The sequence below is a fragment of the Thermococcus peptonophilus genome (assembly GCF_001592435.1).
GTDB classification, from domain to species: domain Archaea; phylum Methanobacteriota_B; class Thermococci; order Thermococcales; family Thermococcaceae; genus Thermococcus; species Thermococcus peptonophilus.
This window is the reverse complement of the sequence record NZ_CP014750.1, coordinates 195,995-220,772: the sequence shown is the minus strand read 5'-3', so window position 1 is coordinate 220,772 and position 24,778 is coordinate 195,995. Positions and strand designations below refer to the sequence as shown.

Sequence of the window (24,778 nt, the reverse complement as noted above, 5' to 3'; positions counted from 1 at the left end):
AAACTCACTCTCCGCGAAAAGATGTGTGGGAAGAAGCGTATAAATTTGCCAAATAGTAAGCGGTTCTGAGCGGTATTCCGAGTTTTCTGCTGATCTCTTTCATGGGCACGCCCTTCCGGGCCATTTCGACGACCTGTTTTACCGTCTTCTCATCGTACTTCTTTGGCCTGCCCCTTGGGTAGCTTTCGGGTAAAAGCTCCACTCCAAGCTGGTTCAGGGCAATGATGACTTTTTGGGACACCTTCGGGTAAAGGCTTGGCGGGCATGTGATCTTCCTGACGTTCGGCGAGCGCTCTAGGATTTTGACGATTACCTCCTTTGTCGGCCTTAGGTTCACATAAACCTCGCTCACATCCTCGTTCAGGGCCTCGTCCAGCTTCCTGATGAGTTCAGAGTACGTCTTCGCCTTTACCCTAACCTTCATCCAATCACCCCTGGAGCAGGGCGAGGAACTGCTTTGCCTTGTCGCTCTTCGGCATGAATTTGTCAAACTTCTTCGTCTCCTCCTTGGTGAACAGGACGTTTGCAAGGCCGGATATCACGAACTTCTTCATAGCCCCGGTAAGCTCGTCCTCCGGAATCCCCAGTATCTCCGCGACCTTCTTCTCGTCATAGTGGCTTATGCCGTAGAGCAGGACACCTCCAAGGAGGAAGTTCGGGACACCGCTGAGGTCCTTCTTCCTCCCAACGAGCTGTTCCTCCATCTCGCACTTTCTTATGACGTAGAGGCTTCCCTGACCCGTTTTGAAGTTTGGATCCCACCTGAAAGGCAGGTCGAGGATTGAGTAGTGGCAGTCGAGGCAGCTCTTTATCCCCGGGAAAACCCCAAGGGTTTCCCTGTCTGCTGGCGACGTGAGGAAGTAGTAGCGGAATATGTCGAGTCCCAGCAGTTCAGCACCTTTTTCGGGATTAAATGAGGCGTAGGCCAAAGCTAAGTTGTCCACCGTGTAGTGGTTGTTTATGAGCACTCCTCTCGTCTTGACGAGGCTGAGAACCCTCCAGCGGAAGCGCCTCCCGAACTGCTTTCTCAGCTCGGCCTCAATGTCTGCATCGGCGGGAAGGCTGACGTGGGCCTTCTTAAGGCGGTTGTTCTCAAAGTACTCCACCTCAAGCCTTATGCTCCTGGTTTTAACCATTCCTTGCTCTCTCAGCCTGCTCTTTATTTCCTTGAATGCATCCCTAACGGAGAGGCTCTCCCTTGCGAGGAGTTTAAGGACGTCTCCGGAGTACGCTAGATACGGCAGTATCTCCACTCTTCCGATGCTGTAGGGTTTTCTGATGGCCTTTACTTTTTCGTCCTTTATCTCTGTCGCCTTTATCTCACCGCTTCCCCTCTTGAAGGTGTAGTTGGCGTCGAGAATAGCTAACGCGATTTTGTGGGCCGTTATCGCCGAGCGGAGCCTCTCAAGGGCGAGAGTCCTGTAGTGCCTTTTTCTGTAGAGCCACTGGAGGTGAGGGTCGCGGTTTTTTCTGTCTCCGACTGGGATTGAAGGGCCGCCTTCACCCACCCTGCGCTCAAGCTCCTCCTCAAGCTCCTCAAGGAGGGAAAGGTTGCGGTTCAGAGTGCGGGCTAACCTGACGGGATCGAATTCCTGGAAGAGCTCGCCCAGGTCTATCCCGATATCGTCCAGTATCTTGTTGACCTGGGCTACGAGTTCTTCCGTCGTCGTCATGGCAGGAGATCACCGTTGTTTATCTTTTCTGGCAGGTACTCCTTCGCGACGAACTCGAGGGACTTGTTCGCCAGAGCCTGCTGTTCAATCCTGACTCCCCACTTGAGGGCGAGCTTCAGCTGCCGTTGCCACTCCTTGTTCTGGAACCACGGGTATTCCATCTCCTCAAGTATTCTCTTGTAGTCTCCCGTTGGGCCGCCCTTCTTGTTCGGCGGGATGCCCTTGAGCTTCTCGGTGACGTTCTCGAGGCCGTACTTCTTGATGTCGTCCATCGTCATACCCACGAACTTCGATTCAGGCGTTGCCAGCTTGTCACTGAGGTAGGCGAGGTTTATCGAGCCCTGCTTTATGGTAGAGTAGATGTACCAACCGTAGGGGTCGCCATCGGTGAAGACGATGATAGGTAACCCTTCCTCGTAGTGGAGCCTGTGGATAAGCCTCCTAACGCCGCGAGAGGCCTGACCCTGGGTGGCTATGATGAGGGCGTTTTCCTTCTTTGGGAACTTTTCTTCAATGAGACGGTCGGCCATAGCGGCGGTCTCGACGACAAGGGCATAATCAACGTTGATTTCCGGGAACTGGATGTGTTCCACCGTTCCGGGGACAGCCCAGCCGCCGCTTCCAAGCTTGCTCGCGTTGAACTCGTCCTCACCATCGCGGATGACGATGTCGCCGTAGATGTAACCGCGCCTATCAGCGGTGATGTGCATCTCCTCCCTCAAAACGCCGAACATCCTCTCAAGGTCCTCAATGATTGGGTCGCTCTCGCGCTGATCCTCAAACGTGTTCTCCCTTGTTCCTGGAATGGTGTGCTTGTTGGCGTAGTAGGCTTCACGAAGGCTCGCGTGCTTGCCCTCGCTTACGAGTCTCTTCACATAGGCCATTATGAGGAGTGTCTGCATGAACTTCCTTGTATGGGCCACGTTGAGGAAGTAGCGCCTTGAGAGCTTGTCACCCATTCTGATGAGCCTCGATTTCTCATCGAAGTAGACGTTGCTCAGCCCGCGCATCGGGATGTCGAAGTGCGGGTTTTTGCCGGCCTTGATGTCCTCAAGGATTTTCCTCGCGTGCTCGTCGAGCATCTTCAAGACTCTCTTTGGATCGTAGGAAAACTTTTCCTTGGGTCTTTCCCTGTGGATTTTGCGCTTAGGCATACTCGGCCACCTCCTCGGCTGCTACCTCTTCAACCTCTGGACTTGCAAACCTGCTCTCTATAAACCTGATGAAGTACTCCTTAATCTTCTCCTCGGGTTCTCCGGTTAGTACGCTTAAGGCCTTCGCTATCTCGGGGACGTACTTCTCGAAGGTCTTCTTCCTCTTGACCTGCGCAAGCCTCCTGTGCTTGCCGCTCAGGTAAGTCTGAAGCCTCCTTGCGGCGTCCATTATGGCCAAACGTATCTCGTTGTAAATCTCGTCAACGCTCGCTATGCTCTGTTTTCCGGTTCCTGTATAGGGGACGTGGACTGAAACGACGTTTATCATAAGGACGAGCGGGGCCCTGTCGAGGTCGTCTATTTTATAGCGCTTCCAGTCTATGGAGCGGGCCGCTTGAGTTGTCACACACGAACCAGCGTCGAAGAGGAGCGGCACCCTGTTGGCGTAGCGGTAGAGGTCGAAGCCAGCAGGAATCTCACCGCCGTAGGCTATTCCAACTTCGACCTGGAAGGGAATACCGCCGGAATAGACCTTGGGCGGTCTCGTAACGGCGGTAACGAACTCCGGCTTGAGGATTCCTCCAAGGCCCTTCTCGATGTTCTCCTCGCCGATGGGCCTCAGACCGTGGGTCGGCGGGGCGAGGAACTTCATGTACTTGAAGGCCTCGACTATCTCTTCAGCTTCGTGCCAGGTGAGCTTCTCGGGGGGTTTCTCCATTATCTTCGCTACCTGCTTGACGACCTTCGTGTAGCCCCTGAAGGCCCTGAGGACGGCTTTAACGTGCCCCTCCATGAGCTTCTGGTAGTACTGCTCCTGGAGCTTCTTGTCCTGCACGGTCTTTATCAGCCTGAGGGCGGCTATGTATTCCACAAGCTCGTCTACCTTCTTGTCACTTATCCTCGAAAACTCGCCGATAAGGAACCTCCTGACGGTGTTTCTCCTCGTCTTCTTGGCTAATCTGTAAACGTCATCGGTGAGAACTCCCTTGGGATGAGGCTTCATCTCGACAGGAGGTTCAGGAACTTCATCGCTCGACCTCGGGAAGACTATGAGCTTTCCGTCGGGCTCGATAAGCTCGATGTGAGCGTGAGGATTGGCTATAGCTGTGAGCTTGAGGTACCAGAAGACACCCTGCTTGGAGCGCATGTACTTGACGTTCTTAACCTCAAGCTCTATCCTCGTCCCACGCCAGCCCTTCGGGTTCGGGTGCTTCTCCTTCTTGACGATTTTACCCTCGTTCTTGTCAACGTCTATTTTAACCCATGCCTCAATTATCTCGTCGTCTCCGGTTGAGGTTATTACGCGCGTAGCCTTTCCGCTCGTTATCTGGGCGAACATGACGGCGCCGCTTATACCGATACCCTGCTGACCGCGGCTCTGTATGTTCCTGTGGGCCTTCGTTCCGGCGAGCATCTTCCCGAAGACGTGGGTGATGTACTTCTCTGGTATTCCCGGCCCGTTGTCTTCAACTACAACCTTGTAGTGCTCGTTTCCAAGCTCCTCAATCTCTACCCTGACGTAGGGTGGGATTCCAGCCTCTTCACAGGCGTCGAGGGAGTTGGTTACTGCCTCGTGGACTAAAGTTGTCAGCGAGCGGACCTTGCCCGTGTAGCCGAGCATTGCCGCGTTCCGCCTGAAGAACTCGCTGACGCTCTGAATCTTAAACTCCTTGAATAGCTGGTTAGCCTCGGCCATAATCACTCCTCCTCTTCCCCAGATTCATCAAGGTCTTCGGGCAGTTTGCCCTCGAGGGCCTCGTAGTAGGTTGTGGCCTCAAGCTCGAGGTCTTTCTTCCTCCGCTCAAGGTAGCGGTAAACAACCCCGTGCGGGGAACCCCTAGCGAGCTTTTCAACAGCGGTCTTAGCCACTTCAACCTGTATGGGGTTCCCGATTATCGCGACGGTCTTTCCGTAGACGCTTATGTCGGCACCGCTCATCTCCTCGATGATTTCCCTCGTCCTTCCCTTTCTTCCGATGATCCTGCCCCTAACCCTCGGCAGGGCGTTCTTCTCGTTGCCGACAACGATGTCGGTGAGGTTCACCACCTCAAGGGTCTCCCCCTCGTTGAAGAGCCTGAAAGCCCTCTCGGGAGAGAAGCCCCTTCCGATTGCCATGACCACGTCCCTGGCCTTCCACACTGCCAGCGGGTCTTCGGTTTCTTCCGTCGCTGTTATGAAGACTTCACCGGTCTCGCTGTCCACTTCTATCTTTGTCTTGGTTCTTCTCTCAATCTCCTTCTTCGTCTGTCCCTTCTTTCCGATGAGTACCGCTATCCTCTCCTTCGGGATTTTAACGAACTCCTCCTGCTCACCAAGAGCGGTGAAAGTGATCTCTTCCCCATCCTCTTCTCTCCCAAACCTGCCGTCTTTATCAACGCGCTCGTACTTCTTAAGGAGCCTCTCAAACTCGTCCATAATCTCACCTCTCAACAAGCTCGCGGAACTTCTCCTCTGGATTTTCAACATCAACCCCCTTCTTCCTGAAGTAGTTAGTGATGTTGTTTATGTCCCTCCTCAGGAGTTCAAGGCTCATTCTGTTCCTCTTCACGGTGGCCTGCGACCAGTCTATCACCACCGGTCCATCGTGGAGGAGTATGTTGTACTCGCTCAGGTCGCCGTGAACCATGTCGCCGCGCTTCCACAGGCGCTCTATAACGCCCATCGTGAAGTCGTAAAGCTCCTCAAAGTCCTCTCTATTTAACTCCTTCTCCATGTCCTTGAGCCGGGGGGCGGGCAGTTCATCGCCGACGAACTCCATGACGAGGACGTTGTTTCTAAAGATCACGGGCTCTGGAACCCTGACCGCATATTTTATCGCCCTCTGGAGGTTCTTGAACTCCCTCCTAGTCCACACGAAGACGAGCTTCCTCATGTCCTTCGGAAGGTAGCCGATCCTTGGATCGGCCGCCAGGTACTCCCATATCCGCCTGAACTCTGTGGTGTAAGTCCTGTATATCTTGACCGCTATCTTCTCCCCCTCGCTGTCAATTCCCGCGAAGACGTTGGCCTCTTTTCCGGTGCTGATGACCCCGTAGAGAGTCTCTATCTTCCCTCTCCTGTGAAGGTAGGCAAGCGTTTCCTTCGTCGTCTTATCAAAGACCTCGTTGGCTATCTTGTAGAGCTCGCTGTCCTTTTCCCGCCTCTCCCTGAGGCCGAGCATCTCCTCGATTTCCCTGTCGAGGAAGTCTTCCCTCATTGTCCATCCCTGCTAATCGGTGAAAAGCGGCTCAGAAGAGGAGCTCGCCGCCGCTGAGGAAGTCCTGGGTTATCTTGCCCTTCCTCAGGAGCCAGTCCACCTGGGTTCTCGTGTAGCGGTAGACGATGTCCCCACGCTCGTCGGTCTGGACGGGCCAGGGCTGGACGATGACAACATCGCCAACGCGCATCCACATCCTCCTCTTGAGCTTACCTGGGATTCTGCATCTCCTTACCTTGCCGTCCTCACAGCGGACGTCCATCCACCCGGCTCCGAGGGCCTGCTCAATAACTCCGAAGAGCTGCCCCTTACTCCTGTCAGGGAGAGGAACGCGAATTACCTCATCACCTTCAACATGCCTGTCGTTCTTCTTTTTACCTGCCATGAGCATCACCTCCAGTGAGTCGTGGTGAGGGCTTATAAGCTTAGCCCTGCAAAAATTCTCCAAAGCCCATAATGACAGAGGTTTAAAAAATTTTTGCAAAAAGAGATTCACAATTCTGTCCACTTAGTACACATCAAAGTTTAAAAGAGAGCTGAATATTGTGAGTACGGGAGGAAAAATGAAAGCGGTTGAAGCCGGGAATCTAACGATCTTATACAGCGGACGTCCCGCCTTGAGCGATGTAACGTTCACTCTGGAGGAAGGAAAAACACTGCTCCTCCTTGGGCCAAACGGGGCCGGGAAAACTACTCTTCTAAAGACCATAGCGTGCTTTCACAGAGAGTACACTGGGGAGCTCCGGGTGTTCGAAAAGCCCCCATGCAAGGCGAGGGATCTGATAGGCTACGTCCCCCAGAGCCAGAGCTTGAACGAGAGAGTGCCTCTAACGGCCCTCGAGGTCGTTGCCATGGGCGGCGTTTACGGAAGGGGCTTCGTCCACTTCAAGATTCCGGGGGAGGTAGTAGAGAAAGCCGAAAAAGTTCTGGAGTTCGTCGGCCTCGGCGGAATCGAAGACAGGCTCTTCCGCGAGCTTTCTGGTGGTCAAAAGCAGAGAGTTCTCCTCGCGAGGGCACTCATGAGCGATCCAAAGCTTCTCCTCCTCGATGAGCCGCTTTCAGCCCTTGATCCCAGTGCCAGAGCTGAAGTTGCCAACGTCCTCAGCAAGATAAAGCGTGAGAGAGGAGTAACGATGATAATTACGACCCACGACATCAACCCTCTCTTGGAGATAGGGGACCTCGTGATGCTCATAAACAAGAGGCTGATAGCCTTTGGTAGGCCCGAAGAAGTACTAACTGATGAAGTTATAAAGTCAGTCTACGGCCCGATGGCAAAGGTGATCCCGATTGGAGGAAAGGTCTACTGTATAACCGGAGACTTCCATGTCCACGTGGGTGGTGAGCGGATATGATCCCAGAGTTTCTCATCAGGGCTCTCCTCGCGAGCATAATGGTCAGCGTCCTCCTCGGACTTCTAAGCCCGATAATCAACACGAAGGGTCTTGCATTCCTGACCCACGCCCTCTTTCACGCCCTTCTCTTCGGTGCAGTCCTGGGAATGATACTGGCCCTTCTCCTCAACAACTACGGCCTCGTCATTCTCACGGCCTTAGTAGTGACAACGCTCCTAGTCATCCTCATAGCCCAGCTGGAGAAGATAGGATTCACCTCCGACTCCGCTGTTGGTATAGTTTCCAGCTTTGTCGCTGGGCTCACTGTCCTTGGCTTCGGCGTCCTCTACAAGGTCATGGCTACGAGACCCTACTTCCCGCTGACACAAAGCATAGTCTCATATCTAACCGGCGATATATTCCTCGTCACCCTCGACGACCTGACAATCCTTATCGTTGGAGGGGCCATCGTATTCTTCGTCCTGCTGCTCCTCTACCGCGACTTTCTGTACATCAGCTTTGACATGGAGGGAGTTGAGAGCTACGGGGGCAACGCAAGGGCATATCTCACGATCCTCTACGTTCTCGTTGGTGTAATCGGTGCTCTTATAGTCCAGACGGTTGGTCTGATAACGCTCCAGGTAGTTGCGATCCTTCCCGGTGCGATAGCGCTGATGATAAGCTCTGACCTCAGGAACGTTCTTGGCATAAGTCTTCTCTTAACCTTAACAGTCCAGCTTACGTCAGTGGTTCTTGCTTACTTCACTGCCATACCACCAAGCGGTATAGCCACGATAATGCTGGGCATAGTCTATGGCGCACTCTTGTTTAGGAGGTGAACCGATGAAGTTAGCGGGCATTGACGAGGCGGGAAGAGGGCCAGTTATAGGGCCGATGGTGATAGCGGCGGTCGTGATAGACGAGAAGAACCTTCCAAAGCTCGAAGAGCTGAATGTTAGAGACTCGAAAAAGCTGACCCCGAAGAGAAGGGAAAGGCTGTTTAATGACATAATTGAGGTTTTAGATGATTATGCAATTCTGGAATTGTCCCCCGATGTCATTGGTTCCAGGGAGGGCACGCTCAACGAGTTCGAGGTTGAGAACTTCGCGAAAGCTCTGAACTCGCTCAAGATCAAGCCCGATGTTGTCTATGCGGACGCGGCTGACGTTGACGAGGAACGCTTTGCGAGAGAGCTTGGGGAGAGGCTAACCTTTAAGGCCGAAGTTGTCGCGAAGCACAAGGCCGACGACATCTTTCCCGTCGTCTCAGCTGCTTCAATCCTCGCAAAGGTTACGAGGGACAGAGCGATTGAAAAACTAAAGGAAGAGTATGGAGAGATAGGCTCCGGTTATCCAAGCGACCCAAGAACAAGGGCTTTTCTTGAGAACTATTATCGGGAGCACGGCGAGTTTCCGCCGATAGTAAGGAAGGGCTGGAAGACCCTGAAAAAGATAGTGGAAAAAGTTGAGGGCGAGAAAAAAGCCGAAGAAAAGCAGGCTACTCTTGACCGCTATCTTCGGAAGGCTTGAACTTTTTCCATATAAAACTGGCAACTACAAGGAGTTTTGCCCTGTAAAAGTTCAGGGACTCCCTGAAAGCATCCCACCTTATCAGCTCGTTCAGGAAGACTCCCATGGAGACCGCCGCGGGCGGAACGAGTACCGTTGCATAGAAGCTGAGCTGGGTTCTTCCTCCAAGATAGTAGTGAATGGCAAAGAACCCAACCATACTCCAGAAGATAAAGAACGGCCCGCTCACATCAGGTTTTCTCTTATAGAGCCAGGGAAGGGCCAGTATCATGACGACCATTCCCATCAGAAGTACTGGGTCAGTTGACACGAAGACGTTGGGGTTAAAGTGGAAGGGGAAGGGGCGGTAGTTTATAAACCATCCCCAGAAGGGACAGGCGTAGGGGTGTCCTCCCTTGTAGCTGAGGTGCCATCTAAAGCTTCCAAGAAATTCGTTGAGCCAGGATTTAAAGCCGAGGACTTTAATGGCGGGCAGTTCGGGTATTAAAAACGCAATCCCTGGGATTATGACCACTTTCGAAAAGAACCTGATAAAAGAATTCTCGCTCTTAAGTGACTTCCACAGGAGTATAGGCCACCCAAAGGCACCACTGAGCTTCGTTGCTCCTGCGAGACCAAGAGACACCGCCGAGAGTACTCTCCTTTCATAAACTACCGCGAGGACGAACAGTGAAACAAAAAATGCCACGTGTATGTCAAGCATGGCCGTTATGGCAGTTGCCTGTAGCGTTGGATCGAGGGCGACGAAGAGGAGTGTTATAAGGGACGCCAGATAGCTTCTGCTTATCCGATACGTGGCGAGAACAGCCATTAACTCAATGAGAGCGAACTCTATTATTCCCGGAATTCTCCAGGCGATTGGCCTGTCTCCAAGCAGGAGCATGGAGAGCATTATCAAGTCTTTGCCTAGGAAGGGATGCTCCGTGTTGAGGTAGTTCTGTATGTTGTCGGCATCAGGATACCGGAAACCGGGGATTACATCATAGCTTCCTGCGGGCAGACTTGATTTTAGCTTCTTGAGAAAATCTTCGTAGTTTTCAACCGGTATCTCGTAGTATACTCCAGGAAACTCCCTGTATTCAAGCCGGTATCTGGCATCGTTAATGGCCGCAATCCAATCCGTCATGCCTAGGTTTTTTATCTCAGCACTCTTGTTCGCAAAGATTACGTTGACTCCGTAAGTTCCGTTGTGGAGGTAGTAAACATCAACGCCGAGCCTGTGGAGGAGGTTTCTGCTGGCAGGGACGTACCAGACCTCGTCTCCGATGTAATCGTTCAGGTCTGGGCGTGATGCAAAGCTGTACGAATGCCAGATTGTTCCGATCATTGTAAGAACAACAACTGCAATGAAAAGAAACCTGGCTACTCTCTCTTTCTCCATCTCAACCCCCAATGGTCATTGCAGGCAACGTTTTTAAGCCTCTCCCCGAACCTTGCAACATGCTTGAGGGAATCACCGAAGAGAAAATCAGAGAAGCGGAAGAACTTATACGAAAAGGTTACGGCGAAAAAAGGCTCCAAGCCAGGCTTGGAAAGGGCTGGAAGCTGATAACGGAGATAGCCAGGGCCAGGATAAGGGCAAGGGACAAGTTCTCAAGGAGCGATCTCTGGATGGACATGGAAGGGCTCCGCTACGCCACTCACGAGATCGTCGCTAAATACCGTGCCGAGAGGCTGAGGGAGTTCGGTGTGGAGAGCATCGTCGATGTTTCCTGCGGTATCGGCATACAGCTCATCTTCTACGCTATGAAAGTTAAGAAGGCCTATGGAATAGATATCGACCCAATGAAGATAGAATTCGCCAGAAGGAATGCCGAGAAGTACGGTGTCTCGAACATTGAGTTTATAAACGCCGATTCTCTCCTCCCAGAGACCGTTGAGAGAGTGAACGCGGATGTTGTGTTCTCCGATCCTGCGAGACCTCCTGAGGCCCCCGAGAGAAACCTTGAGGGACTTCTCCCAAGTCCTCTAAAGGTCTACGAGGCCTACAAAAAAAAGGCCCGGGCATTCATCTTCGACCTTCCGCCGCAGATGAAGCGGGAAAAAGTCCCGTGGAAAGGCGAGTTTGAGTACATAGACCTCTTTGGGGCACTGAACAGGCTGACGTTTTACACGGAACCACTCGCAAAGGCCGAGAGGAGCGCTGTTATCCTGCCAGCTGGAGTGAGGCTTGAAAGCGACCCCTCCCTCGAGAACATTGTTGAGTGGGCCGAGGGGCCGGACGATTATCTATACGAGATACCCCAGAGCGTTGACTACGCCGACCTGATAAACGAGCTCTTCCACAGGCTTCCGGTCGAAGCTAGAATGCTGCTCAGGGAGAAGAGGAGAGTTCTAGCTACCGGCGACGAGCCCGTAACAAGCCCCTACCTCAAGAGGGCGTACAGCGTCGTAGAGGTTCTCCCATTTCATCCAGTCAGGATAAACGACTTCCTCAGAAAGGAAGGCTTTGGAAGGGCAACGCTGAGGATAAGTGTCCCAGAGAGCGAGTACTGGAGGATCAGGAGGAAAATCGAGGAGAACCTCAAGGGCGAGAGGAGGGCCTTCGTCTTCAAAGTTGGGGAAAAAGCGGTAATAGCGGAAGAGCTATAACTCCTCGATTTTCGCGTTCCTTATCTTCTTTGCCCCTATCCTGAGGTCTCTGAAGTAGTTTATGTGCTCCTCAGGTAGGAAGGAGTCGAGGCTAGTTGGCCTAAGTCGCTTTTTTCTCCGGAGAGGGGTCTCTTTGGGACGCGTCTTTGGGGTTGCATCGCCGATGAACTCATCGAGCTTTCTGTCCATAGGCATCCTGTAATGAATTGACTTTGGGTATAAAGGCTTTTTCCAGAAAGCTTTTAACTCTCTCCGCTTATCAGCGGGAGAAGTAAAGGTGGTAGCCATGTGCGGCATCATTGGTTACATCGGTGACAGAAAAGCCTGTGATGTTATCGTGAAGGGCCTTAAGAGGCTGGAATATAGGGGTTACGATTCAGCCGGAGTCGTGACGGGAAACGGTGAAACTCTCGACGTTAGAAAAGGGGCTGGGAGGATAGACGAACTCACTGAGAAGCTCGGCTTTCTTGAGATGGAGGGCAACAGAGGTATCGGCCACACCCGGTGGGCCACTCATGGTGTCCCGAACGACATCAATGCCCACCCCCAGAAGGACTGCACCGGAAGGATAGTTCTCGTTCACAACGGCATAATTGAAAACTTCGCGGAGCTGAAGGAGGAGCTCCTCAAAAAGGGGCACGTCTTCAGGAGCGATACCGATACCGAAGTCATAGCTCATCTTATTGAAGAGGAACTGAAGGGCTCTGAGGATTTTGAAGAGGCCCTCCGGAAGGCCCTGAATAAGCTTAGGGGTTCTTTTGCCCTTGCCATAGTTTATGCGGATGAACCAGATAAGCTTTACGTCGTCAGGAATGAGAGCCCGCTCGTTCTAGGGGTCGGAGACGGCGAGATGTTCGCGGCGAGCGACGTTCCGGCTTTTCTCGAGTACACAAACAAGGCAGTCTTCCTAGACGACGGGGAGTATGCAATCTTGACCAAGAACTCTTACGTCGTCAAGAGGATCGACACGGGAGAAGTTGTTGAGAAACCCGTCCATGAAATAAGCTGGACACTGGAGATGGCCGAAAAAGCCGGCTATCCTCACTTCATGCTGAAGGAAATATACGAGCAGCCAAGGGCCCTTAAAGACGCCATTCACGGCAACAGAGAGATTATCAAGGGCGTCGCTGAGGAGATAGCAAATTATGACAGAATTATCTTCGTGGCTATGGGCACGTCCTATCATGCGGCACTCGTTGGGAAGTACCTCTTCCAGAGGCTCGCCAAGAAAGTTCCGATCGTTGAAGAGGCGAGCGAGTTCAGGTATGAATTTGAGGACTTGATAGACGATAAGACCCTCGTCATAGCGATAACCCAGAGCGGTGAGACAGCGGATACCCTCGCGGCAATGAAGCTGGCAAAGAGGAAGGGAGCGAAGGTGCTTGGAATAGTCAACGTTGTGGGCAGTATGGCAACGAGGATAGCCGATTTAACTCTCTACACGCACGCCGGGCCGGAAATCGGGGTCGCCGCTACAAAAACATATACAACCCAGCTCACAGTCCTTACAATGCTCGCAATAGAGCTTGCGAAGGTTCTCGGCACTGCGAGCGAAGACTACCTTAAGAAGCTCGAGAATGAGCTCATGAAAGTCCCGGAACTTGTAGAACTAGCTCTAAAACACGACAACGCTATCAGGGAGCTTGCCGATGTACTCAAGGACAAGCGGGACTTCTTCTACATTGGCAGGGGCATAAGCGTTCCAACGGCCCTTGAAGGTGCGCTCAAGCTTAAGGAGATAAGCTACATCCACGCCGAGGGGCTGAGCGCGGGCGAGCTGAAGCACGGCCCGCTTGCACTGCTTGAAGACGGTGTCCCTGTGGTTGCAATAAACCCGAGCGGAAAGGTCTTCGACAAAATGGTGAGCAACATCGAGGAGGCAAAGGCTAGGGGGGCTATGATAATTTCCCTTTCCGATAGGGAAGAACTCAGCAGGGTCTCGGACGTTCTGATAAAGATGCCTAGGGTTGATGAGCTGCTGAGTCCAATCGTGTATGTTGTTCCGCTCCAGCTCCTCGCTTATCACCTGGCCGTTTTGAGGGGCAACGACCCTGACAAGCCGAGAAATCTTGCCAAATCGGTTACTGTGGAGTGAGGTGATCCCTATGAAGACTGAAGCCAAAGAAAAATTGAAAAAGTCGAAACCCGGGGAGGGACGGGCCTTCCCTAAGGTCTACTTTTATTTTAGGGAGTACGGGCTGGCTCTCCTTGTCTTGCTACTGGCATACGTTGGATATAAAATTAGGGCAGTGACTTCCAGTTTCAAGCTGTTCCTCGATCCCGATACGTTCTATCACTTTGAAATGTATAAGCTGGCGATTCAGGACTGGATTCCCAAGTATTTTGCCTACGCAGAGCCTCCGATGGGTATAAAACCCGGGGGATATCTCGGCCTCTACACGGTTCAGGCAGTGTTCTACAAGGTGGCCCATGCTCTGTTCGGCATGAACGAGTTTGGGGCTTTCAAGGTCTGGCCGCCCTTCGTAGGGGCGATGACAGTTATAGCGGTCTACCTTGTCGTCAGAAAGCTCCACTCGGACTGGGCCGGTTTCTGGGGAGCGGCCCTAATGACGGGCTTCTGGGGAGCTATCACAAAGACTTATTCTGGCAACAACCGTGGAGAGGGACCTTTCGTGATGTTTTTCCTGTTTGCAATCTACTTCCTGCTCCTCTATCTCGATGAAGAGCACTGGAACTGGAAGAAAGTCCTTGGGCTGGTCTTTTTCATCACCCTCAGTCCGCTGTACATGGGGGTTTGGGCGGGGAGCTCGCTCGGCATCATGATTCTGCTCGCAACTGGCGTGATAGTGCCGGTAATATTCTTCACGATAGGAGACACCAGCAATCTCAAGCGCTTTGTCGTTGAGTACTACCCTACCTTTGGACTCTCCCTTGTGACCGGAATCCTGCTTGCTCGGAGCGGCTTCGTTGGCATTAGGAACTTCCTTGTGTTCTCCTTTGAGGTCCTCATAGCAAGCACGGTGCTCGTCCTGATAATGCTGTACGGCGAAAGATTCCTGAACTTCTCAGACTGGATACACAGACTTGGAACGGTGATCGCCATTGGAATCGCAGGCTTCCTGGCCTTCTATGCGTACTTTGGAAAGGCCCTCTTCAACTTCCTTAGAGCGGCCACCCAGTCAACGCCTCTCTACCAGACCGTCGCCGAGCTTCAGACTCCCAGCTGGAGGGAGGTCATCGCAACGTTCAGCCTCAAACCCAAGGGTTCAAATGGCGACAGCATCATATTCATACTCTCCATTATAGGCCTAGCCATCCTCGGATGGAAGTTCTATCTGGAGGTAAAAGAGAAGCGCTACGAGACCTACAAGCACTTCATACCCCTGTTCCACTATCTCGGGACTATATACCTTTTTAAGCAGGCAGTTCGCTTCTCTTTCCAGGCATCCGTGGCGGCAATAATTCTGGCCGCCATAGCAATGGGTGAGGCCTTCCTGTACGTTGAGAGGATGAAGGATACGGTTACTGTAAAGGCACTCTACACCGCGTTCCTCATACTGATGCTAGTTCCAATGCCATACGTAGCTGCCATCTATTCCTACAACAACCAGAAGAGCATGATGAATTCCTACAAAACCATAAACCCCAAAATGCCGGGTAGCGTTCCAGAGGCCTGGACCGACGCCCTTATGTGGCTTAAAAACAACAGCGACCCCTACGCAACCCTTCTAAGCTGGTGGGACTACGGCTATTGGGAAGAGTCCAGCCTTCTAAGCCACCGCAGGGCAGTGAGCGATGGTGGCCACGGCTACGACAGGAGGTACATCATAGCCAAGTTCTTCTCCCACAGCGGAAACGCCGGGGAGGTTGACCTGGAAGCGTGGGGAGATGACTACGTTATAACCTTCCTTGATCCGTTTGACCAGCAGAGCGACTTTGGCAAGTTCAACGCCATAGCCTACCTAGGCGGTGCAATAGCTTACGGGGAGAGGTATCCGATGTTCAGCTACGTTTCTTACAACGACATTGTAACTACTAACGAGACCATAGCAGTTAAAGTTGGCAACGGGTACGTAGTGCCCGAGATTGTGGTAGATTTAATCAGAGGACAGGTCTTCAAAAACAAAGGACAAACTTATCCGTTTGTTCTCTACATTTATCCCTACAGGACTTCCAACAACCAACTCTACCCCATTGGAATCATTGCCTATGAAAAGATCGCCTTCAGCAACTACCTCCAGCTGGGCCTTGGAATCCCAATTTCACTGGCAGGAAACGACACAGCAAAGCTCTTTGCAAACTTCAAGCTCGAATACACCGGTTACAACGGCTACGTGAAGAGACAGGGCGTTTATGACCCAAGCGTTAGGGTCTATAAGTTCACACCCTTCGCAATATACCGCATTGAGGCCATGGAGAACGGAACATGGACTAAGGTCTATGACTCGATTAACGGCGGTGGACTGGAGGTTAAGAGCGGCAACACTACTCTACCACTAACGGGCGAGCAGAAGCTTAAGCTCTACATTTCGGCGTTTGGAAGAGATGTAAAGAACGGAACGCTGATATTTGAGGCCTACAACGGCACGAAGCTGGTTGACAGACAGGTTCTTGTTGAGGGCCTCAACATAGACCATCTCAACGAAACCCCCGTTGAAGTCACAGTGAATATCCCACAGGCAGACAAGTACCGCTTCGTCCTGCTCCAGGAGGGTCCTGTTGGGGTTACAAACGGTCCAGTGTACGTTAATGGGAAGATTGCCAACCCGAGCATGCCCTTAAAGCCTGGTGAAAGCGGCAAAATTGAGCTTACAGAAGCGTTTGAGAAGGGGTACACGAACGTCAAGTTCACCCTCAGGGGTGTAGTCTATTACTACGTGACACCAAACGGCAACGACATATACAAGCCAGAGTTCTACCTTGAACCGCACATGGACATAATTGGATATATTCCAGTTGCAGAACTGGACAAAGTTCAGAGAGGAGACAACGTAATCAGCGGCCAGGCTAGCGTCCCGAAGGACTTCTTCGATTCATACGTTCAGAAGCTGAAGAAGGAGTACGGAAACAAGGTCGTAATCGTCAGCAAGCGCCTTGAGCCGATCTTCCTGGCCCAGAAGGAGTACATGCTGTGGGAAGGTCATTAAAGATTCTCCAATATTTATCCCTCTTATTTTGTTATATTTTATAATCTTCACAAATTCTACCTGGATTCTACACAATACGAACAGGAAACTTTAAATTCTGAACAATATATACTAACACCGGGCGATGGAGTTGGCAAAGGTTATACCCAATAAATACCACCCCCTGATGCAGGGGCTCTTCATATCCAGAATGTCCGACGCCCTAGACTCCCTGGGGATGAGGTTAGAAGACGTTCTGATTCATGTTAATCCTACTGGAAAAGACATATTCCTCAGATTCCATCTTAAGGTCGTTCAGACGAGCCTTACCGGCTCTATTGACGTTGAATCGACAGTTAAGGGGCTCATTGAAAAGCTCACCATGGAAGCCAACGAATCCATTGGGAGGGTGTATGGGGTAACCTTCCTCATCGACGGGATTGATGTTGAACAGGATCTTCCAAGAAAATACGGAATTCCCCGGGACAAATCCAAACTGGTGCTCAACGTCCCACCTGACCTGGAAGAGTCGGTTAGGCGGATTGGAAAGGGGCTAATCATATCCCTAAGAGATTGGGGGATACCGGTTGTCTCACTGGCTCTGAACGTTGACACCACAACTCCTAACCGTATCGGTCTGGTGGTAAAGCTGGAGAAACCCCTTGACAAAGCGGAAAAGGAGTCACTAGTTAAGGCCCTTAGAGAAAAACTTTCAGGATATGTTAAACTCTTGATAAAGAAACCCATGGAGATATCTGTTAGGGTTCTTGACCCAAGTGATAAGGTGGTTGCAAAGGTAATGAAAAAAGCCAAGCTTGCAGAGAAAGAGGTAGAGGCTATCATCGGAAACGAAGACGTCAGAGCCATAATGAAGGCCCTTGGAAAGCTCTGAGCCGCTACTCATGCTCCTTTCGCTTCTCCTCGCGTGAGTGGATGTAGTCCAGCAGGGGCTGTATCCGCTTCCACACCTCACTTATCGGACCATCACCGTCGACCCGTACATATATCCCCTTGGCCCGGTAGAACTTAATTATTGGCTCCATGTTCTTTGAGTATATCCTGTACCTCTTTCTAACGACGTCTTCCCTGTCGTCAGCTCTCTGGACGAGTTTAGAGCCGCAGACATCGCATACCCCCGGCACTTTGGGTGGGTTGTACTTTACATGATAGACTGCTCCGCAGTTGGGGCATATCCTCCTTCCGGAAATCCTCTCAACGCTCGTGTCCTCGTCTATGAAGATTTCAAGGGCTAAGTCAAGCTTAATGCCATGGTCAAAGAGGTAGTTCTCAAGGGCGATCACCTGCTCGGGCGTCCTTGGGTAACCGTCGAGTATGAAATTTTCTCTCTGACGGCGGAGCTTTGAAATTATCAGGGTATTGACGATAGTATCTGGAATGAGGTCTCCCCTGCTGAGATAGGCTTCCATCTCCCTGCCGAGGGAGGACTTTCTTTCGATTTCTTTCCTGATGATGTCCCCTGAAGAAATGTAGACGAGGCCGTACTTCTCCACTATCCTCCTTGAGTGTGTGCTCTTCCCACTTCCCGGGGGGCCAAACATAAGTATGTTCACGGATGACCACCAATAAATATTTATGTACTCAAATTGAATAAACTTTTGGTGGTGTGCGTGAAGCTGAGCACCGGGTATGTCCGCGCCAGTGGTTACGCTCATAAAGTCAGGAGGGTGCTCTTTGCCCTCGTCAAAGGGAAAGTCAATCCCAAAGAAGTTGTAAGGGCTGCTGGCGAGCTAAACGCGAGGATATTTGAGGAGTTTCAGAAGCTCGGTGTTGAAAAAGACGACGTTGTAAGGATAAGCGTTGAGTTCTCGATCCAGGATGGTTCAATAGTATGGGACTACAACACCATCTCTATCGAGGTTTATAAGAAGAGTGAAGAGGAAAGGCTGGCCAAGGCTATGGAGGAAGTCGAAGAAAGGGAACGTGAGCTTGACCAGAAGATACGGGAGGTCGAGGAGCTTGCACTCAACCTCAAAAAAGTAGCCGATGAGCTTGTGGAGAAGATAGAGGAGCTAAAGCAGGAGCACACATCCCTCAAGCTGAAGGCTGAGATGGAGGAGGCATGAACTTTTTCTAAAGGATTTAATGTCTTTTTGAAGTGAAATAAAAAGATCAATAAGTCGCTGGGACTATGAAATCCACTGGACGAGCTTCCTGACGGCTTCCCTAATCTTTTCCTCATCCTCCGATGATGGATACCCTCTGCTCTCGACCGTTGCAACGTGATCGAACTTGCTTCTGGTTATCATGGTCTCAATCTTTCTCCCGGCCACGCCGCCCCATCCGAAGGCTCCAACGATGAGAACCGGCTTCTCGTAGTTGGCCTTGTCAACGATCTCGTAGAGGGTGTAGCGTATCCTCGGGTGTATCTCTGCCTCGTACGTTGATGCGCCGATTATCAGGGCTTCAGCGCTTGGAACTTCGCCAAGTATGTCGCTGACCGCTGGAGCCTCCTTGTCGGTGAAGCGGTAAACGACCGGCTTCTTTCCGAGCTTCTTAAGTTCATCCAGAACTATCTCTATCCTCTTCTCGACGAAGCCGTACATCGAGTCATATATGACCAGAACCTTGTCCTTCTCTGGAACTCCTGCTCCAACCTGCTCATAGAACTCGAATATCCTCTTCGGATTCTTGCACCAGGCTAGGCCATGTCCTGGGAGTATCATCTTTGCTTCCTCGACGATTCCAAGCTCTTTGAGCTTCTTGATGTTCTGGACTATGTACTTGTGGTAGTGTCCTATGACCGTAACTATGTACTTGGCCACGTACGGGAGGTACTTCTTTACGACTTCCTCATTGCTGTCGTCGATGGCCTCTGGAATTGAGTAGCCACCGCCGGCATCGCAGGAGAATATAAGCCTGTCCTCAACGACGTAGGTTATCATGGTGTCCGGCCAGTGAAGCCACGGAACCGCTATGAAGCGGAAGGTCTTTCCGCCGATCTTCATCTCCTCGCCGTCCTTGACGACCTTGAAGTTCTCAACGACCCTGTCTCCATAGAAACCCTGGAGGAGGTTCTTCGCGAACTGGGTTCCGATTACCTGTGCTTTGTAGCCGTTTTCTTCGAGAATCCTCGGCAAAGCCCCGCTGTGGTCAGGCTCAGTGTGGTGGACTATTATGTGGGTAATCTCCTTCGGATCAACGAGCTTCTCTAGTGCGTCCATGAAAAGGTCCGTATACTCCTTCTTTGTTGTGTCAAAGAGGACAACTGCACCGTCGAGCTTCATCAGGTAGGCGTTGTAAGTTATCCCCTCCGGAATTTCCCAAGTGGCCTCAAAGTACCTTATCTGATCATCGTCAACCCTGATGATGTACAACTCCAGGTCAGTGCAGAGCTTCTCAACTCGAACTTTGGGCATTTTTCATCACCTCAGAATAGGTTCAAAAACCGAAATATAAAAGGTTTTTCATCCTTCCGTTCTAAACTTCGTGCTTTCTCTCCTGGTGTCTTGTCGCGTAGTCCTGTTACCTTCATTCGTTCCCCAAAAGCCCTCAATTTTTTGACACCGAATAACAACAAACGTTAAAAATTTCCTTACTCAAAAAGTGTGGGTGAAATTATGAGAAAATTTGTGTCGGTAGTTCTCATGCTACTTCTTTTAACTGTTGTCGGAGGTTGCATCTGAACTGGTTCGACCAGGTCGAATGGCGACAATAGAACAACATCAATTTCGTCGAGTGTCCCCACACCATCTCCGATCCAAAACACAAGCAGTTCTTCAGTCCTTACTCACTCAAATTTCACCAACATCGCTGACCTCCACAACACAACCACTGCTTCACTCAAGCTTGCAGAGGGAGTTTACGTTGAGATTGACCCCCGTATTGAGCTCGTTGAGACAATTTACCGTCGGGCCGAGTCTGATTGGTACAAGCGCAATGTTGATCCCGGCTTAATTGGAATAACGAGCTTTAACTGCCCCTACTTGGGCGAGGTAGACGCTTATTTTGACCCCTACAAGAACTTAACTGCCGTTAAAATGGTAGGTGAGATGATCCATGAACAGGGTTTGGCCTACGACGCTATCCCGGAGTTTGCACTTCATCTGAGTCCAAGGAACTTCTCCAAGGCTATGAACTGGAGCGATATGATAGTATACAGGCCGTATCTCAACGCCTCAAAACTTGATGAGTTCGCCTCAGCGGTGGCGGAGTTTGCCAACAAAACGGACTTTTGGAGGTTTTACAACGAGCACAGAGGGTTCTATGAAAATACGCTCAAGAGCTTCGCGAGGGAGCACGGGGACGTAGTAAACCTGACCCGCATGGAAGAGGAGTTCTTTGGGGAAAACGCTTCCGCCTGGTTTATAGACCTCCAGCTCGTTTTTGCCAGAGATGACTTCGCCTACTACTTCGATAATGAGAGTGGAAAGTACGTCTACGGCATCCTTGGGGTTACCAGCGTTTACAACAGGACGCCCCATTACAACGTGGAAGCTTCTGACTTTTTGGCCCACGAGTTCGCCCACAGCTTCGTTAACCCTGCTGTTGACAGCATTACGACCTCTTTAAGCCCTACGAGGCTCTCTACGCTCCTGTTTCGTCGAAACTCGGGATTATGGCCTACAAGAACTCCAAGGTCATGCTCTACGAGACGTTCGTTAGGGCGTTCGTGGTGCACTACCTCAACGTAACGGAGGGGCCAAAGGCGGCAATGAGGGAGCTCCGCATTGAAAACGTGACATTCTACTTCATCGGGGATGTCTACAACGCATACGTGAACGACTACATGAAGCACAGAGATAAATACAAGACCTTCGACGACTTCATGCCCGAGCTGGCCAAGGTTATCGAGAAGGTTTATGAAAGAACTGAAGGCGGAAAGAAGATCAGCGATTCCTAACGTTTCTTTCACTTTTTATCTCTTTCTGCCGCTTCAAAGACCTCTTCCAGATCCGGAAGCTCGCTTATCGGATAGACCTTGAAGAAAACCACCTTTCCTTCCTCGTCGACCAGCACGTTCGCCCTCTCAGAGAAGCCCCCGTCTTCCCTGAAGAGATCATAGAGCTTTGCAACCTCACCGTGCGGCCAGAAGTCACTTAAGATCCTCAGCTTCTTAAGCCCCATGTGCTCGGCCCATGCCTTCTTTGTGGGAACCGAGTCAACGCTTATTCCCACCGGGACGACGTTCAGCTTCTCAAAGCGCTCGTAGTTCTCATCCAGAGCCTTCATCTGCTTCTCACAGACGGAAGTCCACGCAAGCGGGTGGAAGGAAAGGAGGACTTTCTTACCCCTGAAGTCGCTGAGCTTAAACTCCTCACCGTTCTGGTCTTTAAGGGCGAAATCTGGTGCCTTTTCACCAACTTTCATACGATCACACTCCAAATCAGTTTTTTCAACATGTGGAAACAAAAGCAAAAAGAAAACCTCTCACGTCTTCATAGCTTCTTCTCCTCGAAGAACTTCTTGACGAGGCCGAGCTTCGGTTCGCGCTTCCAGAGCGGCGTTTTGTCCTTCCTGTAGGCAGGAACCATTTCCTCGAAGGTGGGCTTCTCGTGGATGTAGAATATTCCAAGCGGGAGCGGGTCGCTCTCCAAGGCCCTCTTGAAAGCTGCTTCCCTGTCATAGGGGTCGTGGTCATCCATCCAGTAGGTGTGCTCCCTGTACCAGGCGTAGGTGTTCACCTTGTTGAAGCTCACACAGGGATGGAGGATGTCAACTATTGCCAGGCCTTTATGCTGGATGGCCTTCTTGATGATCTCAACGCTCTCCTTGAAATAACCCATGAAAGTCCTCGCAACGAAGGAAGCGTCTAGCGCAATTCCGAGGGCGACCGGGTTAAAGGGCTCTTCAAAAACTCCCCATGGCTGGGTGGGGGTCTTCATGCCCTTCATGGTCGTTGGAGAGGCCTGTCCCTTTGTAAGGCCATAAACCTGGTTGTCGTGGATGAGAACCGTTATGTCCGGGTTCCTCCTTATGGCGTGGAGCAGGTGGTTTCCGCCCTCGGCGTACATGTCGCCGTCTCCACCTTCCGCTATAACCGTAAGCTCAGGGTTTGAGGCCTTGACTCCGGTTGCTATAGGGATTGCCCTTCCGTGGAGCGTGTGATAGCCATTGGCGTTGATGTAGTGTGGCATCTTGGCGGCCTGGCCGATACCACTGATGATTGCCACTTGATTAGGCTTCAGTCCGAGTTCGGCTAAAGCGGTGATAAGGATGTTCCTTATGCCGAAGTTTCCACACCCGGGACACCAGGCTATGTCCTGGCTTCCGGGCCTTTTAGGCTCGAAGAGCTCCCTACCAGTGGGAAGCTGGACGTTCATTCTATCACCTCCTTGAGGCCCTCGAGGACCTCTTCAACCGAGAACGGTCTCCCGTCGTACTTCAGAATCCTGTGGTGCACCTCAACGCCGAACTCCTTCTTGAGGAGCTCTGCGAACTGGCCGGTGATGTTGTTCTCGACGTCGATGAGAACCTTACCCTCGAAGAACTCTCTTACCTTAGGGTTGAGCGGATAGACCCAACTGAAGTGGAGCAGAGCAACATCCTCTCTTCCGAGCTTCTCAAGGGCCTCTTCAACCACGTGAAGCGTCGAACCCCAGGCTATAACGAGGTATTTTGCGTTCTCTCTGCCTATCAGCTTCGGCAGGGGGGCGTTTTTCTTTATGGTCTCAAGTTTTCTGACTGCCCTCTTCTCCTGCATCTTCACCGTCAGTTCAGCGTCCTCGGTTATGTCGCCCCACTCATCGTGTTCGTTTCCGTTGGCTATCACCACGTCCTCGCCGTAGCCGGCAACCGCCCTAGGCGAGATCCCATCCTCGGTAAGTTCATACCTCCGATAGCCGGGCTTCGCCTCCACTATGTGGCGCTCGAACTTGACCTTCTCCACATCGGGAGCCGGAAGGTTGTAGTAGGTATCAACGAAGTACTGGTCGGTGAGGATTATCACTGGAACCTGATATTTGTCGGCTAAGTTGAAGGCCTCGGCAGTCAGGTAGAACGCCTCCTCAAGGCTTCCCGGTGCTAGGATTATCCTCGGGAAGTCTCCGTGGCCGGAGTAGAGGACAAGGTTCAAATCGCCCTGCATCGTCCTCGTTGGCAGACCTGTGGCCGGCCCTGGCCTCTGGGCAAGGTGGACTACCACTGGGTTCTCAGCCATCCCCGCTAAGCTTATAGCCTCACTCATCAGTGCAAAGCCGCCACCGGAGGTGCTAACCATAGCCCTCGCTCCAGCGTACCACGCTCCGATGGCCATGTTTATGGCCGAAATCTCGTCCTCGACCTGCTCGACAACTATTTCAAACTCCTCCGCGTGCTGTGCCGCGAAGGTCGAAACCCCTGTTGACGGGCTCATCGGATAGAAGCTCAGGAAGTTCATGCCTCCGGCGAAGGCCCCTATTCCGACGGCTTCTGTTCCGGTCAGGAGAACCTCTTCCTTAACCCTCTCGTCCCTCTCCACTTCAACTTTTATAGTCCCATCCTCGCAGAGCTTTACTCCCAGCTCGTAGCCCTTCTTAGCGGCTTCTATGTTCTTCTTTACGACGTTCTCGCCCTTGCTTCCAAAGCGCTTCTTTAAGTACTCTTCCACCGCCTTAAAGTCGCCGTGGAAGAGGCCGACTATTAGTCCAGCTGCCGTCGTGTTTAGATAGAGCTGGCTTCCCACCTCCATTGCCATCTTCGTAAGTGGGACCTCAACAAGGTTGACATTTCCTAGAAATTCTTCCTCGATGTTTTCCTTTTCTCCAAGGACAACGGTGTTCTCGCCGAGCCTATCTTTGACCCAGCTTAGAACGCCCTGCTTGAAAGGTACGAGGATGTCTATCCTCTTTACAAAGGCCCTAACACGTTTTGAAGAAACGCGTATCTCCGTGGTATTTATTCCTCCCCTAATTCGGGACATGTATTCCTTGTTTGCATAGACGTGGTAGCCGGACTTCTTAAGTGCATGGGTGAGTATCTCCTCCACCGTCTGAATGCCCTGTCCAGCTGCTCCGCCTAAAACAATGGAGACATCCCCCTTAAACTTGGTCATGCTTTCTCACCACCGGGACGGCCCTGGGAGTACCTTTTAATGGGGATCCTTTGCCGAGCATCAGACCAAAACGAAAAACGGAAAGAACACGCCTTAGAGCACTTATGTTCATTTTTAACCACCAACAGGTAATAGTACGCAAAGCTATATAAAGATTTCCGGCCCAATCCCGTTGGGGATGTGAATTGGAGAGTATCAAAAATCAAGCCGGTGCCGCAGTTT

The 24,778-nt window shown here is 51.6% G+C and carries 22 protein-coding genes and 1 pseudogene; 9 read left to right on the top strand and 14 right to left on the bottom strand.

From position 1 onward, the window contains the following. Window positions 1-4: 4 nt before the first annotated feature. The 7 genes from A0127_RS01110 to eif1A are packed head-to-tail and all read right to left on the bottom strand — an operon-like array spanning window position 5 to window position 6,408. Complete coding sequence (locus A0127_RS01110) at window positions 5-424, bottom strand: DUF1699 family protein (RefSeq protein WP_062386845.1); 420 nt, start codon at window positions 422-424, stop codon at window positions 5-7. A 4-nt stretch (window positions 425-428) separates the two neighbouring features. Next, entirely contained in the window at window positions 429-1,673 is a 1,245-nt protein-coding gene (locus A0127_RS01105; RefSeq protein ID WP_062386842.1) for a DUF530 family protein, read from the bottom strand. Then, window positions 1,670-2,827 (bottom strand): DNA topoisomerase IV subunit A, encoded by a 1,158-nt coding sequence (locus A0127_RS01100; RefSeq protein ID WP_062386839.1) that lies wholly within the window; start codon window positions 2,825-2,827, stop codon window positions 1,670-1,672. The genes A0127_RS01105 and A0127_RS01100 overlap by 4 nt, the downstream gene beginning before the upstream one ends. Next, window positions 2,820-4,523, bottom strand: coding sequence for a DNA topoisomerase VI subunit B (gene top6B, locus A0127_RS01095; protein ID WP_062386836.1), 1,704 nt, complete (start codon window positions 4,521-4,523; stop codon window positions 2,820-2,822). The genes A0127_RS01100 and top6B overlap by 8 nt, the downstream gene beginning before the upstream one ends. A 2-nt stretch (window positions 4,524-4,525) precedes the next feature. Next, complete coding sequence (locus A0127_RS01090; protein WP_082781368.1) at window positions 4,526-5,242, bottom strand: KH domain-containing protein; 717 nt, start codon at window positions 5,240-5,242, stop codon at window positions 4,526-4,528. 4 nt (window positions 5,243-5,246) lie between these two features. Continuing rightward, window positions 5,247-6,023, bottom strand: a complete 777-nt coding sequence (locus A0127_RS01085; protein ID WP_062386832.1) for a serine protein kinase RIO — start codon at window positions 6,021-6,023, stop codon at window positions 5,247-5,249. 31 nt (window positions 6,024-6,054) lie between these two features. After that, window positions 6,055-6,408: a translation initiation factor eIF-1A gene (eif1A, locus tag A0127_RS01080; RefSeq protein WP_062386828.1), complete on the bottom strand. Its 354-nt coding sequence runs from the start codon at window positions 6,406-6,408 to the stop codon at window positions 6,055-6,057. A gap of 178 nt (window positions 6,409-6,586) precedes the next feature. Between eif1A and A0127_RS01075 the strand changes: the two genes are divergently transcribed. From A0127_RS01075 to rnhB, 3 genes are read left to right on the top strand one after another with little or no spacing between them, the layout of a single operon-like run. Beyond that, the gene (locus tag A0127_RS01075) at window positions 6,587-7,378 is read left to right on the top strand and encodes a metal ABC transporter ATP-binding protein (RefSeq protein WP_062386823.1); all 792 of its coding nucleotides are present in this window, start codon (window positions 6,587-6,589) and stop codon (window positions 7,376-7,378) included. Further along, window positions 7,375-8,196 (top strand): metal ABC transporter permease, encoded by an 822-nt coding sequence (locus A0127_RS01070; protein ID WP_062386821.1) that lies wholly within the window; start codon window positions 7,375-7,377, stop codon window positions 8,194-8,196. Before A0127_RS01075 ends, A0127_RS01070 begins: the two co-directional genes overlap by 4 nt. Before the next feature lie 4 nt (window positions 8,197-8,200). Continuing rightward, window positions 8,201-8,887, top strand: a complete 687-nt coding sequence (gene rnhB, locus A0127_RS01065) for a ribonuclease HII (RefSeq protein ID WP_062386817.1) — start codon at window positions 8,201-8,203, stop codon at window positions 8,885-8,887. Here the strand turns inward: rnhB and A0127_RS01060 are convergent. Beyond that, complete coding sequence (locus tag A0127_RS01060) at window positions 8,856-10,268, bottom strand: hypothetical protein (RefSeq protein ID WP_062386814.1); 1,413 nt, start codon at window positions 10,266-10,268, stop codon at window positions 8,856-8,858. The two genes, rnhB and A0127_RS01060, sit on opposite strands and share 32 nt — an antisense overlap. Before the next feature lie 59 nt (window positions 10,269-10,327). Between A0127_RS01060 and A0127_RS01055 the strand changes: the two genes are divergently transcribed. Further along, entirely contained in the window at window positions 10,328-11,479 is a 1,152-nt protein-coding gene (locus tag A0127_RS01055; protein WP_062386809.1) for a methyltransferase domain-containing protein, read from the top strand. Here the strand turns inward: A0127_RS01055 and A0127_RS01050 are convergent. After that, window positions 11,474-11,668 (bottom strand): PCNA-inhibitor, encoded by a 195-nt coding sequence (locus A0127_RS01050; protein ID WP_062386805.1) that lies wholly within the window; start codon window positions 11,666-11,668, stop codon window positions 11,474-11,476. The two genes, A0127_RS01055 and A0127_RS01050, sit on opposite strands and share 6 nt — an antisense overlap. Window positions 11,669-11,765: 97 nt before the next feature. Here A0127_RS01050 and glmS point away from each other — a divergent pair, with 97 nt between their 5' ends. The 3 genes from glmS (at window position 11,766) to A0127_RS01035 (ending at window position 17,458) form a co-directional block, all read left to right on the top strand. Then, a complete protein-coding gene (glmS, locus tag A0127_RS01045) occupies window positions 11,766-13,574 on the top strand; it encodes a glutamine--fructose-6-phosphate transaminase (isomerizing) (RefSeq protein ID WP_062386801.1) in 1,809 nt (602 codons plus the stop codon). Window positions 13,575-13,584: 10 nt separating this feature from the next. Beyond that, the gene (locus A0127_RS01040) at window positions 13,585-16,587 is read left to right on the top strand and encodes a glycosyltransferase family 39 protein (protein WP_062386798.1); all 3,003 of its coding nucleotides are present in this window, start codon (window positions 13,585-13,587) and stop codon (window positions 16,585-16,587) included. 124 nt (window positions 16,588-16,711) lie between these two features. Then, complete coding sequence (locus tag A0127_RS01035) at window positions 16,712-17,458, top strand: hypothetical protein (protein ID WP_156471134.1); 747 nt, start codon at window positions 16,712-16,714, stop codon at window positions 17,456-17,458. A 4-nt stretch (window positions 17,459-17,462) separates the two neighbouring features. Here the strand turns inward: A0127_RS01035 and A0127_RS01030 are convergent, their stop codons facing one another. Beyond that, window positions 17,463-18,137 carry an adenylate kinase gene (locus A0127_RS01030; RefSeq protein WP_062386790.1) on the bottom strand — a complete coding sequence of 225 codons (675 nt, stop codon included), beginning with the start codon at window positions 18,135-18,137 and terminating at the stop codon, window positions 17,463-17,465. A 57-nt stretch (window positions 18,138-18,194) separates the two neighbouring features. Between A0127_RS01030 and A0127_RS01025 the strand changes: the two genes are divergently transcribed. Further along, complete coding sequence (locus A0127_RS01025) at window positions 18,195-18,650, top strand: single- stranded DNA-binding family protein (RefSeq protein WP_054841013.1); 456 nt, start codon at window positions 18,195-18,197, stop codon at window positions 18,648-18,650. 63 nt (window positions 18,651-18,713) lie between these two features. Here the strand turns inward: A0127_RS01025 and A0127_RS01020 are convergent, their stop codons facing one another. Next, complete coding sequence (locus A0127_RS01020; protein WP_062386787.1) at window positions 18,714-19,943, bottom strand: FprA family A-type flavoprotein; 1,230 nt, start codon at window positions 19,941-19,943, stop codon at window positions 18,714-18,716. Between the two features lie 309 nt (window positions 19,944-20,252). Here A0127_RS01020 and A0127_RS10575 point away from each other — a divergent pair. Then, a pseudogene (locus A0127_RS10575) lies at window positions 20,253-21,427 on the top strand (DUF4932 domain-containing protein). Window positions 21,428-21,435: 8 nt separating this feature from the next. On the opposite strand, the gene A0127_RS01005 reads toward A0127_RS10575, so the two are convergent. The 3 genes from A0127_RS01005 to A0127_RS00995 all read right to left on the bottom strand — a co-directional run bounded on the left by A0127_RS01005 (window position 21,436) and on the right by A0127_RS00995 (window position 24,556). Next, entirely contained in the window at window positions 21,436-21,894 is a 459-nt protein-coding gene (locus A0127_RS01005) for a peroxiredoxin (RefSeq protein ID WP_062386775.1), read from the bottom strand. 68 nt (window positions 21,895-21,962) lie between these two features. Further along, a complete protein-coding gene (locus A0127_RS01000) occupies window positions 21,963-22,847 on the bottom strand; it encodes a thiamine pyrophosphate-dependent enzyme (protein WP_062386772.1) in 885 nt (294 codons plus the stop codon). Beyond that, window positions 22,844-24,556, bottom strand: a complete 1,713-nt coding sequence (locus A0127_RS00995) for a 2-oxoacid:acceptor oxidoreductase subunit alpha (protein ID WP_062386769.1) — start codon at window positions 24,554-24,556, stop codon at window positions 22,844-22,846. Before A0127_RS00995 ends, A0127_RS01000 begins: the two co-directional genes overlap by 4 nt. Window positions 24,557-24,778: the final 222 nt, after the last annotated feature.

Excerpts from the sequence above, each read along its gene's own strand:
- A0127_RS01110 (WP_062386845.1), bottom strand. The coding sequence starts at position 424 with ATGAAGGTTAGGGTAAAGGCGAAGACGTACTCTGAACTCATCAGGAAG.
- A0127_RS01105 (WP_062386842.1), bottom strand. The coding sequence starts at position 1,673 with ATGACGACGACGGAAGAACTCGTAGCCCAGGTCAACAAGATACTGGAC.
- A0127_RS01100 (WP_062386839.1), bottom strand. The coding sequence starts at position 2,827 with ATGCCTAAGCGCAAAATCCACAGGGAAAGACCCAAGGAAAAGTTTTCC.
- top6B (WP_062386836.1), bottom strand. The coding sequence starts at position 4,523 with ATGGCCGAGGCTAACCAGCTATTCAAGGAGTTTAAGATTCAGAGCGTC.
- A0127_RS01090 (WP_082781368.1), bottom strand. The coding sequence starts at position 5,242 with ATGGACGAGTTTGAGAGGCTCCTTAAGAAGTACGAGCGCGTTGATAAA.
- A0127_RS01085 (WP_062386832.1), bottom strand. The coding sequence starts at position 6,023 with ATGAGGGAAGACTTCCTCGACAGGGAAATCGAGGAGATGCTCGGCCTC.
- eif1A (WP_062386828.1), bottom strand. The coding sequence starts at position 6,408 with ATGGCAGGTAAAAAGAAGAACGACAGGCATGTTGAAGGTGATGAGGTA.
- A0127_RS01075 (WP_062386823.1), top strand. The coding sequence starts at position 6,587 with ATGAAAGCGGTTGAAGCCGGGAATCTAACGATCTTATACAGCGGACGT.
- A0127_RS01070 (WP_062386821.1), top strand. The coding sequence starts at position 7,375 with ATGATCCCAGAGTTTCTCATCAGGGCTCTCCTCGCGAGCATAATGGTC.
- rnhB (WP_062386817.1), top strand. The coding sequence starts at position 8,201 with ATGAAGTTAGCGGGCATTGACGAGGCGGGAAGAGGGCCAGTTATAGGG.
- A0127_RS01060 (WP_062386814.1), bottom strand. The coding sequence starts at position 10,268 with ATGGAGAAAGAGAGAGTAGCCAGGTTTCTTTTCATTGCAGTTGTTGTT.
- A0127_RS01055 (WP_062386809.1), top strand. The coding sequence starts at position 10,328 with ATGCTTGAGGGAATCACCGAAGAGAAAATCAGAGAAGCGGAAGAACTT.
- A0127_RS01050 (WP_062386805.1), bottom strand. The coding sequence starts at position 11,668 with ATGGACAGAAAGCTCGATGAGTTCATCGGCGATGCAACCCCAAAGACG.
- glmS (WP_062386801.1), top strand. The coding sequence starts at position 11,766 with ATGTGCGGCATCATTGGTTACATCGGTGACAGAAAAGCCTGTGATGTT.
- A0127_RS01040 (WP_062386798.1), top strand. The coding sequence starts at position 13,585 with ATGAAGACTGAAGCCAAAGAAAAATTGAAAAAGTCGAAACCCGGGGAG.
- A0127_RS01035 (WP_156471134.1), top strand. The coding sequence starts at position 16,712 with ATGGAGTTGGCAAAGGTTATACCCAATAAATACCACCCCCTGATGCAG.
- A0127_RS01020 (WP_062386787.1), bottom strand. The coding sequence starts at position 19,943 with ATGCCCAAAGTTCGAGTTGAGAAGCTCTGCACTGACCTGGAGTTGTAC.
- A0127_RS01005 (WP_062386775.1), bottom strand. The coding sequence starts at position 21,894 with ATGAAAGTTGGTGAAAAGGCACCAGATTTCGCCCTTAAAGACCAGAAC.
- A0127_RS01000 (WP_062386772.1), bottom strand. The coding sequence starts at position 22,847 with ATGAACGTCCAGCTTCCCACTGGTAGGGAGCTCTTCGAGCCTAAAAGG.
- A0127_RS00995 (WP_062386769.1), bottom strand. The coding sequence starts at position 24,556 with ATGACCAAGTTTAAGGGGGATGTCTCCATTGTTTTAGGCGGAGCAGCT.